Source organism: Nostoc sp. DedVER02, from assembly GCF_034530675.2.
Lineage (GTDB): Bacteria > Cyanobacteriota > Cyanobacteriia > Cyanobacteriales > Nostocaceae > Nostoc.
In genome coordinates this window covers 66,875-80,817 of record NZ_JAVRCP020000020.1, presented here as the reverse complement: position 1 = coordinate 80,817, position 13,943 = coordinate 66,875, and the positions used below count along the sequence as shown (strand labels likewise).

Annotated in this window: 10 protein-coding genes; 5 read left to right on the top strand and 5 right to left on the bottom strand. The window is 43.0% G+C overall.

Going from position 1 to position 13,943, the window contains the following annotated elements; all coding sequences use genetic code 11:
- Positions 1 to 53: 53 nt before the first annotated feature.
- The gene (locus RMZ41_RS19915; protein WP_322640964.1) at positions 54 to 1,028 is read left to right on the top strand and encodes an RsmB/NOP family class I SAM-dependent RNA methyltransferase; all 975 of its coding nucleotides are present in this window, start codon (positions 54 to 56) and stop codon (positions 1,026 to 1,028) included.
- A 205-nt stretch (positions 1,029 to 1,233) separates the two neighbouring features.
- On the opposite strand, the gene RMZ41_RS19910 is transcribed toward RMZ41_RS19915, so the two are convergent.
- Complete coding sequence (locus RMZ41_RS19910) at positions 1,234 to 1,755, bottom strand: hypothetical protein (protein ID WP_322640965.1); 522 nt, start codon at positions 1,753 to 1,755, stop codon at positions 1,234 to 1,236.
- A 239-nt stretch (positions 1,756 to 1,994) separates the two neighbouring features.
- Between RMZ41_RS19910 and nfi the strand changes: the two genes are divergently transcribed.
- The 3 genes from nfi (at position 1,995) to RMZ41_RS19895 (ending at position 5,381) form a co-directional block, all read left to right on the top strand.
- A complete protein-coding gene (nfi, locus tag RMZ41_RS19905; RefSeq protein WP_322640966.1) occupies positions 1,995 to 2,660 on the top strand; it encodes a deoxyribonuclease V in 666 nt (221 codons plus the stop codon).
- 107 nt (positions 2,661 to 2,767) lie between these two features.
- Entirely contained in the window at positions 2,768 to 3,316 is a 549-nt protein-coding gene (locus tag RMZ41_RS19900; RefSeq protein WP_322640967.1) for an FHA domain-containing protein, read from the top strand.
- Positions 3,317 to 3,425: 109 nt separating this feature from the next.
- Positions 3,426 to 5,381 carry an FHA domain-containing protein gene (locus RMZ41_RS19895; protein ID WP_322640968.1) on the top strand — a complete coding sequence of 652 codons (1,956 nt, stop codon included), beginning with the start codon at positions 3,426 to 3,428 and terminating at the stop codon, positions 5,379 to 5,381.
- A 234-nt stretch (positions 5,382 to 5,615) separates the two neighbouring features.
- Here the strand turns inward: RMZ41_RS19895 and typA are convergent, their stop codons facing one another.
- From typA to gcvT, 4 genes are all read right to left on the bottom strand, one after another.
- A complete protein-coding gene (gene typA / locus RMZ41_RS19890) occupies positions 5,616 to 7,406 on the bottom strand; it encodes a translational GTPase TypA (RefSeq protein ID WP_322640969.1) in 1,791 nt (596 codons plus the stop codon).
- Between the two features lie 729 nt (positions 7,407 to 8,135).
- On the bottom strand, positions 8,136 to 11,099 hold the full coding sequence (gcvP, locus tag RMZ41_RS19885; protein ID WP_322640970.1) for an aminomethyl-transferring glycine dehydrogenase: 2,964 nt from the start codon (positions 11,097 to 11,099) through the stop codon (positions 8,136 to 8,138).
- Positions 11,100 to 11,430: 331 nt separating this feature from the next.
- Positions 11,431 to 11,820 carry a glycine cleavage system protein GcvH gene (gcvH, locus tag RMZ41_RS19880; protein ID WP_322640971.1) on the bottom strand — a complete coding sequence of 130 codons (390 nt, stop codon included), beginning with the start codon at positions 11,818 to 11,820 and terminating at the stop codon, positions 11,431 to 11,433.
- Positions 11,821 to 11,945: 125 nt separating this feature from the next.
- Complete coding sequence (gcvT, locus tag RMZ41_RS19875; protein WP_322641007.1) at positions 11,946 to 13,082, bottom strand: glycine cleavage system aminomethyltransferase GcvT; 1,137 nt, start codon at positions 13,080 to 13,082, stop codon at positions 11,946 to 11,948.
- A 210-nt stretch (positions 13,083 to 13,292) separates the two neighbouring features.
- Between gcvT and RMZ41_RS19870 the strand changes: the two genes are divergently transcribed.
- Complete coding sequence (locus tag RMZ41_RS19870; protein ID WP_322640972.1) at positions 13,293 to 13,790, top strand: pentapeptide repeat-containing protein; 498 nt, start codon at positions 13,293 to 13,295, stop codon at positions 13,788 to 13,790.
- The last annotated feature ends 153 nt before the right edge of the window (positions 13,791 to 13,943 follow it).

Below are 13,943 nucleotides of genomic sequence, written 5' to 3'. Positions count from 1 at the left end.
ACAATTGCATCTCTACTCTGATTTCTGAAGATTGTTATTATTTATATATTCAAATGGAAAAACCTTCTAATTTATTACTTAAAGTCTCGCGGCGTTTGTTCGCTAATTTAGATGAGCAAGAAAAATTCATTGAGGCTTTAATCAATCCTCAGCCCTTTTCACCCAGTATTCTTTGGTGTCAACAAAAGCCTGAAATTTCGCCTTTAGCAATAGAAACTCCAACTTATTGGCAACCACAATTTATAGACCGTTTATCCTTGGGAGAAAAACCCGGTCAGCATCCCCTGCATCAACAAGGATATTTTTATTGTTTAGATTTTTCTTCGGTGTTTGCAGCTACTACATTGTTAGCTATTCCTGAATCAGTGCCTTTAGTTTTTGATATGTGTGCCGCACCAGGAGGTAAAAGTATCTTTGCCTGGAAAGCTTTACAACCTGACTTGCTCATCAGTAATGAAGTAATTGGCAAACGTCTAGGAATGCTAATTTCTAATTTGAAACGTTGCCAAATCAGCCCTAGTGTAGTGGTTAATAGAGATTCGAGTATATTTGCTGAAATGTTTCCTTGTTCTAGCAATCTAGTAATAGTAGATGCTCCTTGCACTGGACAATCTTTACTTGCTAAAGGTGAAAAAGCACCTGGTTGTTTTCATCCAAGTGCTATTAATAAAAGTGCAAATCGGCAAAAGCGAATTATAGCTAATTCTGCTAAACTTGTTTCACCAAAAGGCTATTTAGCTTACATGACTTGTACATATTCACCCGAAGAAAATGAGCAAGTTTGTGAATGGTTGTTAGCACGGTTTCCCCAATTTCAGGCGATGGAAATTAGTAATTTAGCTAAATATCAATCGCATTTAACTACCATTCCTTGTTATCGGATGTTTCCTCAAGATCGGTTAGGTGCTGGTGCATTTACAGTATTATTTCAAAATACTAATGAAGATGAGCATAAAGAAGTGGATTTAAATGCAATATCTTCGCTGTATATCTACCAAAATCTAAAAAATCAAGAAGTAAAAACGTAGTCCCTATAAATGGGTACTAATATTTCCAGCTATGTTAAGAAACTTAAATATAGGGTGTTAAGTGAGGCAAATATAGCATAACTAACACTAAAACGTATCAAGACATACATTTAAAACTTATTTGGATTGATTATACTTTTTGGAAAAACTAACATTTTATACTCTTTTTGCACGTCTATGCACCTCTGATGAGATAGGCTCAAGCCTAACGTTCCTTTGTAATTACAGAACTACCATTACTAATACTTACTTTTTGAATAAAAATATCATTGCAAGATGATAAAATATCAGCGCTTATTTGATTGGCAATAAATTCAAAGTCTTGGTTTGTTAATTCCCGCGCAGTGTCGCCACTTAAGTTAATAAAAATAGTTAGAGGTTGAGGTTCAATAGAAGACTCTTCATTATCTGCTGCTTCTAATTCACCTTCTACTATGCCTAGATTAAACTCCTTACTCCAAGCTGGAAACTTCTTACCCGTTTGTTGCCCGTAGACTTTCACATTTTCAACAGATACAGCCCCTAAACCAGTTAAACCTTTGCGGATAAATGCAACTAAAATTTGCTGATTTGGTACTTTGTCAGCTTCTAGAGTTACCTCTAAGCAAGCATCTTTGAAGGCAACTTTTGCAGCGATCCCTTTGGGGTGCAGGTGGCGATTCATTAGAGATGCGATCGCATCTACATCTCCCTGTTTTGCAAGTTCCAGAACATTTGGCTGTGTCATAACCACTAAAAGAGAAAATCTAGGAAAATAAACTTATATTCTCAGGATTCCCTCTTGACAGCCTTAAGTAACATTATGATGCAGAATATCAGCTAACCTGCGTTAAAGTATTTAGTATAAAGATAGTCTTTCACAGACTTTTGCAAAAAATATGTTTTCCCTGTATCAACATCAAAATTTTTGTTTTTGTCCTTGCCTGAACAGGATTAATATTAATTAGTTTAATTCCGATTTTAAATATGAAGTTTTATCGAGATCGTGCTTGGCCTTCGACGCTGGAAGAAGCCATAGTTATCCAAGAAAAGCTACGAGATCAAGTAATTACTGAAGATCAACTACAAGAACCTATTCAGTACGTCGCTGGAGTAGATATGGGTTTTGAAGCTGATGGAACCATTAGCCGTGCAGCCGTGGCAGTACTGAGTTTTCCCGATCTACAAGTAATTGAGACGAGCCTAGCACACCGTCCTACGACCTTTCCTTATGTTCCTGGATTCCTCTCATTTCGGGAAATTCCAGCTGTTCTCGATGCCCTAGAGAAAATTCAAACAACACCAAATATTATCCTGTGTGATGGTCAGGGAATTGCCCATCCGCGCAGACTAGGTATAGCTAGCCATTTAGGGTTACTTATAGATATGCCAACAATTGGTGTAGCCAAGTCCCGGTTGGTAGGGAAGTATGAGGAATTACCAGAAGCCAAAGGTAGTACGCAACCACTGATATATGAGGGTGAAACCGTTGGGGCTGTTTTGCGATCGCGCACAGGAGTAAAACCTCTGTACATCTCCAGTGGTCATCGAATTAGTTTACCGACAGCAATTGACTACGTATTACGCTGCACGCCAAAATATCGGCTGCCAGAAACTACACGCATCGCTGATAAACTAGCGTCGGACAGATAAAGCTTGTTGAAGTTTTTTCTAAATACTTGCTTGCGCCTACTCAATCATGTTAGGAATCGCACAGAAGAAAGTTGAAGTAGCTAAATACCATCTACGAAGTTAGAACAATGAACGCACTAACTTTACATTGGCACGATGCGGGCCAGGATAAAACTCAGAACATTTACGAACAACAGCCAAGTCACAATCCTGGTACTGTCCGCATTGGTCGCGATCCACTGCGGTGTGATATTGTTTTGAGTCACCCTACTGTATCTGGCCTGCACGTTGAAATATTTTTTCATCACCAGCAACAGCGCTTTTATATTAGAAATTTGCGATCGCAAAATCCCCCCCTTATCGATGGACGGCAATTAGTCCAAGGTGAAATGCCTTTAACAGAGGGCACTAGTATCTCTTTGGGAAAAATGCAACTCAATGTTACTAGCATTTCCACGGGCAGCATTCCAGCAACAATTTTGCTGCCACCACATCCACCAGTCCACGGACATCACCACCATTCACCAACACCTTCCACACCATCGCTAGGAATTTATGGCTTAGAATGCCCCAAATGTCATAAAGTTTCCCCACCAGAGAACCTACAAATTGGCTGCCGTTGGTGTGGGACATCTTTAGCTGCGGCTGTCAGTGTTTTAGTAGCACCGAGTAGTTGAGGACTAGGGGCAGGGGAGAAATCAATTCAAAATTCAAAATTCAAAATTAAAGAACTTTTGCCTCCTCTTTGCCAATGACAAATGACAAATGATAAATGACAAATGACAAATGACAAATGAACAAATCCAATTAAGTTGGGATGAACCAGCGACGGGAGAACGGCGAGAACCAAGGTTGAATGTGCCGATCGCTTTTGGTCGAGAATTCCCTCGCTTACCTGCCGAACTCCGGGGAGTGCGCGTTTCTCGGATGCTGCTTAACAGTAACGAAGTTTCTCGCTACCACGCCCTAATTGACTCGGAACAAGACCATCTCGTAGTGATTGACCAAGGCAGTGTTAACGGTGTGTATGTCAATGGTCAACCACAAAAACGCAGTGTTTTGGCTAATGGCGATACATTGCAAATTGGCCCTTATGTAATCACAGTGAAATTTGGTGCTAGCATCTCTGAACCAGATACCAGCCCACCTTCAACGATCCATTTCAACGCAAATACCAATCGTCCAGACCCCAGCTTGCCTGTAGCCCAGCCGTTAACGCCCTTAGCAAGTAATTTCCCACCGCTAGCGTTTCAGGCTGAAAATGTCGCTGTGCAAGCACTTCATGCTACGGGTTTGTCAGTAGATGAATCTGATTATCTAGCTATTGGGGGGGGACTGGGTAGCTTTGTTTGGACTGATTTGCTGCGACTTAGCGGTGTGCGTCCTGACAAAATTGTAGCTTTGGGGTTAGAAGCGGAGCCTTATGCTCGTTACAAGCGCCTTTGTTTAAATTCGCAAATTCCTTTATATGAAAGACTGCGATCGAATTCTGACTCTTGTCCTGATAATATTTGGGGCTGGCCAAGTTATGCCTTACGCGAGGCTTGGCACGATTGCAGCAAGGGACAGATAAATTCAGCATTCAAGTATTTGTGGCAAGTATTTGCAGAACCAACATTTGCGGAAACTTATACACCCCGTGCTGGTAATGTGTTTGATTCCATAGATAGAGAGGCGAAGCGTATTGGTTGGAATCAAATTTATCGCTATGGACGAGTTAGGGCAATTCGCAAAACTGATGATGGCAGATATTGCGTAGCCTATTCTCGCGCCCCAGGAAATTATGCTTTTTTAGTTACTCGTTATTTACATTTAGCTACTGGATATCCAGCAATTCAGTTTCTTCCAGATTTGCAAACTTATAGAGAAAAATATCAAGATTTTAAATCTGTCGTCAATGCTTATGAAGCACACGATCATGTTTATGAACAACTAGAGCGACAAGGTGGTACGGTATTGATTCGTGGCCGGGGAATTGTGGCTTCACGGATTATTCAGCGCATTTATGAAGCGAGAAAGCGAAATCGGAATATTGCAGTTTTGCATTTAATGCGATCGCCTAAACCTCAAGGCAACAAATTTCAAAATACCCAGCGCTTAGTCAAAAATCATTACGAATTTCAACCCTTTAACTGGCCAAAAGCCTGTTGGGGTGGCGAACTCCGGGCAATGTTAGAAAAAGCTACCCCCGATGAACGCAAACGTTTATTAGCAGACTGGGGTGGAACAACCACCGCCGATCGCCACGACTGGCAGCAAATTACTGCCCAAGGGATCAGCGAAGGCTGGTATCAAATTACTTTCGGAGAGGTTTTGGATGTAGAACGAGATGCCCAAAACCGAACTATTACCCATATCCGAGAACAAAGCTTTGGGGAAATGAAATTGCTAGCTGATTTTATTGTTGATGCTACTGGATTGGACGCTAAAGTAGATGCCAATCCCCTAATAGCAGATTTGGTGAAACATTACAATCTCCCAGTAAATCATCTGGGGCGATTGACTGTAGCGAATAATTTTGAACTAGTAGAAATGCGTAGCGGAAAAGGTCAAATGTACGCTGCTGGGGCTATTACTTTAGGTGGCCCTTATGCCGCAGTTGATAGTTTTTTGGGCTTGCAATATGCTGCATTAGTCGCCGTTGATGGACTCGCCGCCACCCGTGCGCCTGGAGTCCATCGTTTGAATACGATAAATTCCTTTAGGCAGTGGTTGAAGTGGGTGTTAAATCAGTCGCCATGAAATTATTAAGAAATTGGGATGAAATATCTTTTAAAAAATTATAGTCTATAAAAATCCGGTTTGATTTGGAGAAAATATAGCAAGGGACTGCGGACTGGGGACTGGGTGAAAAGTCTTTTTGTGTCTAAGTTTCATGATCTGTTGATGTCCTAACCACCTTGACTGTTGCTATAACTAATAAATCAAAAAGCCCGCATGAGCGGGCTTTTTAAATCAATTAAGTTATTGCTTTACTTACCGTTTAGCCAACTTCTTGGACATCTTCCGTAGACGAATCGATTGGGGGGTAACTTCCACCAATTCATCGGGGCCAATGTATTCCAAAGCACGCTCTAGGCTCATGTCTATCGGTGCTTGTAGTTGTACCAATTCATCGCCACCAGCAGCGCGGTGGTTGGTTAACTGCTTGGTCTTACAGATATTTAGTTCCAAGTCTTGCGGACGATTGTGTTCGCCGACAATCATTCCTCTGTAAACCTTTGTACCAGGAGTGATAAAGAATGCTCCTCTATCTTCGGCGTTCTTCATGGCGTAGAAGGTAGAAACGCCTTCTTCAAAGGAGATTAAAACGCCTTTGTTGCGGGCTTCAATGTCACCACTAAGTTGACGGTAGTCGAGGAAGCTGTGGTTCATGATGCCTTCGCCACGAGTCATCCGCATGAATTCACCCCGGAAGCCAATCAAACCACGGGCGGGAATGACAAACTCTAACTGGGTGCGATCGCCACTACCAGGTTGCATATCTTGCATTTCGCCTTTGCGTTGTCCCAGGCGTTCGATACAGCTACCCACAGCATCAACAGGAATATCTAACACCAATAGTTCGTAAGGTTCGCAAGGTTGACCGTTGACTTCGCGGTAAATAACCTGTGGCTGAGATACCTGAAACTCAAATCCTTCCCGGCGCATGGTTTCAATTAAGATACCCAGGTGGAGTTCTCCACGACCGGAAACGAGGAATTTATCGGGAGAATCGGTTTCTTCAACCCGCAAAGCTACGTTGGTTTCAAGTTCGCGGAATAGGCGATCGCGTACTTGTCTTGATGTCACCAACTTACCTTCTTGACCTGCAAAGGGCGAATCATTCACCCAGAAGGTCATTTGCAAGGTTGGTTCATCCACTTTAATCAATGGTAAAGCTTGCGGTTCGTTAGGGTCAGTAATCGTTTCCCCAATATAAGCATCGGCGAAACCAGCCACCGCGACAATATAACCTGCGGTTGCTTCTTCCAGGTCTACGCGCTTGAGTCCTTCAAAGCCCATCAACTTGCTGATTTTGGACTTGACAATTGTGCCATTTTCTGTAATTAAAGCCGCTTGCTGTCCAGCCCGGATAGTGCCGTTGTGAATTCTGCCAATCACAATCCGTCCCAGGTATTCAGAATAATCTAGGGTTGTGACTTGCAATTGCAGAGGCTTGTTGATGTCGCCTACAGGTGGTGGAACGTGTTTCAGAATAGCGTTAAACAAGGGTTGCATGTCTACCGATTCTGCTTCCAAGGTTTCTTTGGCAAAACCTCCCATACCGGAGGCAAACAGATAAGGAAAATCGCACTGATCTTCATCTGCCCCTAATTCCAAGAACAGATCCAAGACTTTATCAACTGCAACGTGGGGGTCAGCTTGGCCACGGTCGATTTTGTTGATGACAACGATGGGGCGTAACCCTTTTTCCAAAGCTTTTTTCAAGACAAAGCGCGTTTGGGGCATGGGGCCTTCATTGGCATCGACAATCAGAAGACATCCGTCAACCATGCCGAGGACTCGTTCAACTTCGCCACCAAAGTCAGCGTGTCCAGGAGTATCAACAATATTAATTAGTGTTTCTTTGTAGCGAACTGCCGTATTTTTGGACAGGATAGTAATACCCCGTTCCCGTTCTAGGGCGTTGGAGTCCATAACGCAATCCGGAACGTCTTCGCCTTCGCGGAAAATGCCGGATTGTTTGAGGAGTGCGTCAACCAGCGTAGTTTTGCCGTGGTCAACGTGGGCGATAATGGCGACGTTGCGAATTGGGAGCGTCATAGAAGCTTTTGGTGAACTCTAGAGGGGGTTTTTAGATTTACATTTGAATGCTAGGCTGTTTTAACAGAATTGGGGATGATCGGCAAATTCTGTAAAGAACCTTTAACAATTCTAGCGTAATCGTCACAATTACGGTGAGTTTTGTAAATGCTGCTGAGATGGAAAGTTAGGCAGGCTAATTTACGCGTTTAAAGTTAAATTATTTATCCATATTGTTAGAAACCTTAACCGAGGTAGTTGAAGGGTGGGTAAATGTCTGGTTAAAATTTCTCAGATATTTTTTTACTGTAAATTAGTCTGGCTTCTGCGACAATTGACACCAGCATTTTTGACTAGTGCTGATTGCTCAAATTTCAATGTCTGTGGACAATTTTATTAGCAGATGGTTAAGCAATTAAATACTATCACTGCTCCCAGATAAATTATCTGGGGTAATGCTCTTTTATCACTCTTAATTCTATACGGTTCGGATTAAGATTATTTGATGAAAATAATCGATCCCAAAGATGCGATAAATCGCCCTCAAGATGAGGGACTGATTATTGTAAAGACAGCGATTTATCGCGTCTCTTGCCTTAACTGAACAGTATTGACTTTTAATTAGAGAAGAATAGGGTAAACTTTTTTCTCATGTAAAGACGCAGAGAGAATCTTTGCGCAAAAAATCCCCTCAACTTTCTAGAAACTAGAGTTAAGGGGAGTAAATTTTAACTAAACTGTATAGCTATATCAGGAATAAGCATCCATTGGCAGACAAGAACAAACAAAATTTCTGTCACCAAAAGCTGCATCAATACGACCAACAGCCGGCCAGAATTTATGTTCACGAGTCCAAGGTGCAGGATAGGCAGCTTGTTCGCGAGAATAATGATGATGCCATTCTCCGACGATGAGACTTTCGGCGGTGTGGGGTGCGTTCTTCAAAACATTATCTTGAATATCCACCTTACCTGATTCTATTTCAGCGATTTCTTGGCGAATAGAAATCAACGCATCACAGAAACGATCCAACTCTTGCTTAGATTCACTTTCTGTAGGTTCCACCATGATTGTACCCCCTACAGGCCAGGAGACAGTCGGCGCATGGAAACCGTAATCCATCAGACGCTTGGCTACATCATCGATTTCGATCGCAGCTGATTTTTTGAGCGATCGCAAATCTAAAATACACTCATGGGCAACTAGACCATTTTTACCCTGATACAAAACCGGATAGTACGATTCCAGTTTCTTGGCAATGTAGTTAGCATTGAGAATCGCCACCTTAGTTGCTTCAGTCAAACCATCTGCACCCATCATGGCGATATACATCCAAGAAATCACCAAGATACTCGCACTACCCCAAGGTGCAGCCGCCACAGCACCAATATGTTGGGTACTGGGGATTTCCTCTTTCCTAGTCCCCAGTCCCCAGTCCCCAGTACCTACTACAGCATGTCCGGGCAAAAATGGCACGAGATGGGATGCAACCCCAATCGGCCCCATACCAGGGCCACCGCCACCATGAGGAATACAGAAGGTTTTGTGCAAATTTAAATGACACACATCCGCGCCAATATCTCCAGGACGGCAAATCCCTACTTGGGCGTTCATATTTGCCCCATCCATGTAAACTTGTCCACCATGACTATGGACAACAGCGCAGATTTCCTGAATTGGTTCTTCAAAGACACCGTGAGTTGAAGGGTATGTCACCATTAAGGCGGCGAGTTCATGGCTGTGTTTTTCTGCCTTAGCCTTCAGGTCATTAACATCAATATTACCTTGTGAGTCACAAGCAACTGCCACCACCTTCATCCCACACATTACCGCACTCGCCGGATTTGTCCCGTGTGCTGAGGTGGGAATCAAACAAACATTCCGGTGTGCTTCACCTCGATTTTCGTGATATTGGCGAATTACTAAAAGTCCGGCGTATTCTCCCTGAGAACCCGCATTTGGTTGTAGAGAAATTCCGGCAAAACCAGTAATTTCAGCTAACCATGCCTCAAGTTGTTCAAACAAGATTTGATAACCTTGGGTTTGGGACGCGGGGGCAAATGGATGAATCTTGCCAAATTCTTCCCAACTTACCGGAATCATCTCTGCTGTTGCATTCAACTTCATTGTGCAAGAACCCAAGGGAATCATCGATGTAGTTAGCGACAAGTCCTTGGCTTCTAGCTTGTGCAGATAGCGCAACAATTCAGTTTCTGAGTGATAGCGGTTAAAAACTGGGTGGGTGAGATATGTACTGGTACGGGCAAGGCTTGAGTTTTGTAGAGGTGATTTGCGCTGTGCTGCAATTAAGTCTCCAATTTCTTTAAAACCGAACAATAGACTATCAGGTGCTGCAAAAATCTCGAAAAGCTCTACCAAATCATCTACTGTAGTTGTTTCATCTACAGAGATCCCAACTGCATTGTCATCAAAAATCCGCAGGTTAATATTCCGTGTTTGAGAAGCTTCGAGAATTACTTCTAGGCTGCGTGTTCCCAACTCCACGCGCAATGTATCAAAGAAATGTTCAGAACTAATTTTGTAACCCAAATGCTTTAGTCCTGCTGCCAACATTAAAGTTAGCTGGTGGATATTTTCAGCAATTTGCTTCAGTCCAGCAGGGCCATGATACACGGCGTACATACTCGCCATTACTGCCAGTAGCACCTGTGCAGTACAGATATTACTAGTAGCTTTTTCCCGGCGGATGTGCTGTTCGCGGGTTTGCAAGGCGAGACGTAATGCCGGCTTACCTTGAGCATCTTTTGATACTCCCACAATTCGCCCTGGAACCAGCCGCTTATACTCTTCCTTCGTCGCAAAGTATGCCGCATGAGGCCCCCCAAACCCCAACGGAATACCAAATCGCTGAGTGCTACCGACCGCAATATCAGCGCCAAATTCCCCAGGAGGGGTTAACAAAGTTAAACTTAAAGGATCTGCTGCTACCGTTACCAATGCACCCTTAGCATGGGCTTTTTCTATAAAAGCGCGGTAGTCGTAAATAGTGCCATTACTTGCAGGATATTGCAGAACAGCCCCAAAAATTGGTTGATCAAAATCAAATGTTTGATGATCGCCGACAATGATATTAATCCCTAATGGTTTAGCACGTGTTTTTAACACGTCGATAGTTTGGGGATGGCAATCACCAGAGACAAAATAAGCATTTGCCTGATTTTTAGAAACACCATAGCTCAGACTCATTGCTTCAGCTGCGGCTGTGGCTTCATCAAGTAACGAAGCATTGGCAATTTCCAAACCTGTTAAATCGATAATTAGGGTTTGAAAATTGAGCAGCGCTTCCAATCGCCCTTGGGCAATTTCTGGCTGATAAGGAGTGTAAGCAGTATACCAACCCGGATTTTCTAGGATGTTACGCCCAATCACAGGTGGGGTAATAGTATCGTAATATCCCATACCAATGTATGAGCGGAAAACCTGATTTTTGCTAGCAATTTTTTTTAAGGATGTCAGTGCTGCATACTCACTTTCGGCTTCTGGTAACTTTAGGGGTTGCTTCAGCCGGATTGTCTGAGGAACTGTTTTGTCGATTAGGGCATCCAGGCTGGGAAATCCTAAAACCTGAAGCATAAGCTGGATGTCATCGGAGTTAGGGCCAATATGTCTTGGCGCAAAACTACTTAACTTTTGACCTTTTTGATTCAGCACTTGCTGCTCATTCGATTTGAGAATAGGGGCGTTCAATACCACAAATTACTCTCCAGATGGGACTATTTCATATTTTGCAATAAATACTCATGAGAAGTAGGTGTAACTTTTAAGTTTATCTAAATTTCATGACTTATTTTCTGGAGTAGTTAAGAGGCAGGGCGTAGGGAGCAGGGAGCAAGGGGGATAGAAAATAATGAGGATTCAACCCCACCTGCACAAAAACTATGCCTGCGAAGTGGGAGACTCAAACCCATGTTCCCTTCTTCATTCCACGACAGAGAAAAGAGACAAGGGAGCAAGAAGCGGGGAGAGTTGGGGAGAAGAATTTGCAGTTTTTCCCCCTGCTCCCTGCCCCCTGCACCTTTAGTTCCTATTCGCCTTCCACTTGGGCGCGATACTCATCTGCTGTCAAGGCATCCTCAATTTCACCAGGGTCATTGACGCGCACTTTTAAGAACCATCCTTCACCATAGGGATCATCTGACACTTGTTCGGGATCGTCAATTAAAGCATCATTGCGTTCTACAACCGTTCCTGTGACTGGTGAATTCAGTTCTTCAACGGCTTTCACTGATTCAATTGTGCCAAAGTTTTCTCCCCTGGTAAGAGCATCGCCAATTTCTGGCAGTTCCAAAAAGACGATATCACCCAATTCATGTACGGCAAACTCAGTAATGCCAATGGTGGCAATTTCGCCATCTATTCGCACATATTCATGAGAATCGAGGTATCTAAAATCTTGAGGATATTCAAAAGACATATCACTTCCTCTCCCTTATCAAAAAAATTATTGCCCCAACAGTCATCCAAGCCATATCTGGTAATGAACCTTACTGTAAATTGAGTAACTCACAACACATTATTCCTTAAAAACCCTAGCGCTTATCAGTTGGTAGCACGATTTTTTGAACGATAAAAGGGGCGTTTAACCACAACTGCTGGATATGCTTTGCCGCGTATTTCGACTTCTAGCTGCTGACCAACGGTTGCTAGTTGGGTAGGAACGTAGGCTAAAGCAATGGGATAACCAAGTGTAGGCGACAGAGTACCACTAGAAACTTCTCCCACAACTTTACCTGCTGATAACACTTGGTAGCCATGACGGGCAATATTGCGTCCTTGAGTTTGTAAACCCACTAATCGACGCTGCACTCCAGAGGCTTTTTGTTGTGCTAAAACTTCCCTTCCCATAAAATCACCTTTGGTATCTAAGTGGACTAGCCATCCCAAACCTGCTTCTAAAGGTGTGGTGATGTCATCAATATCTTGTCCGTAAAGTGCCATTGCTGCTTCTAAGCGCAAGGTGTCTCTCGCACCAAGCCCACAGGGGATAACACCAGTTTTATGGAGATTTCGCCATAATTCTACGCCCACATCTGGGTCTACCATCACCTCAAAGCCATCTTCTCCGGTGTAACCTGTACGGGCTAGGAAGGCAGGTTTGCCTAGTAAGGTTGCTTCTAAATGTCCGAAGGCTTTGATTGGTTGTAAGTCTTCTTGCACTAAAGACTGGAGATATTTAATCGTTTTTGGCCCTTGTACGGCAATTAGGACTTTTTCTGGTGAAAGGTCTTGGAATTGCACTTTATCCAGGTCTAGATGTTGCAAAAGCCATGCTTTATCTTTACCAGAGGTTGCTGCATTGACGATGATAAATGCCTTTTGTATGCCAGTGGTGTCTTCACCTTGGTAATAAACAATGATGTCGTCAATAATTCCCGCTTGGGGATTTAACAATACGGTATATTGCGCTTGACCGGGTTGCAATCGACTCAAGTCTGAAGGTACTAAAGACTGGAGTTGGGAAATGAGATTTTTACCTTGGAGGGTAAATTTGCCCATGTGAGAAATATCGAACATTCCAGCTGTATTTCTTACAGCCTCGTGTTCGCGGCTAATGCCACTAAATTGCACGGGCATTTCCCAGCCACCAAAGCTGGTAAAGCGAGCTTTGAGTTCTACACCCACTTTATATAAAGGGGTTCGCGCCAGAGATTGGGCGTTGTCTTCTTGATTAGCCACAGGTAATTTTGCGTAGATGCGGAGCAACTTGCCATTAGGCATCGCACCTCAACATCTATCATCCTACGAGAGATTAGGGAAGAGGTGACAGGTGGTAGGTGATAGGGAATAATCTCTACCCTGTAACCTATTCCCTTCTTCACTCCTTTGTCCTCTTGTGTGAGGTTTAATGGTTAATGATGAAGTGTTGAGATTTATTAAGAACACATTATGAAATATTGGCGACTAATAGCTAGCTGTGTTTTAGCTATGGTTCTTTTTTTGTTTCCCCTATCGGCGGAAGCTGCAAGTTCTTCCAGTATTACCCGTTCTGTGGGTAATGATGAACTCAAGGGTAAGGATTACTCTGGTCAAAGTTTAATTGGTACTGAGTTTACCAATCTCAAATTAGAGAATGCTAATTTTAGCAATGCTGACTTACGTGGCACTGTATTTAACGGTACTCTGCTGGAGGGAGTAAATCTGCATGGTGTTAATTTTAGTGAAGGCATAGCTTATCTATCAAGATTTAAGGCTGCTGATTTGAGTGATGCTGTGTTAACCGATGCAATGATGCTGCGTTCTACTTTTGATGATGTAAATGTCACAGGCGCTGATTTTACAAATGCAATTCTAGATGGAACGCAAGTGAAAAAGCTTTGTGTTAAAGCAAGCGGTGTTAATTCTAAAACTGGTGTAGATACTCGTGAGTCTTTAGGATGTAAGTAGAATCTATAGGATTACTATTTGATTTTTGAACGAAATTAGGTATTGTAGAGGAGCCAGTGCGTTGCGGTGAATCCAGCGCTGTAGGCGGGTTTGCCGCCGTAGACGACTGGTGTTAGAACGGAGTTCGTAACGCACTATTATCAAAAGTTTGAT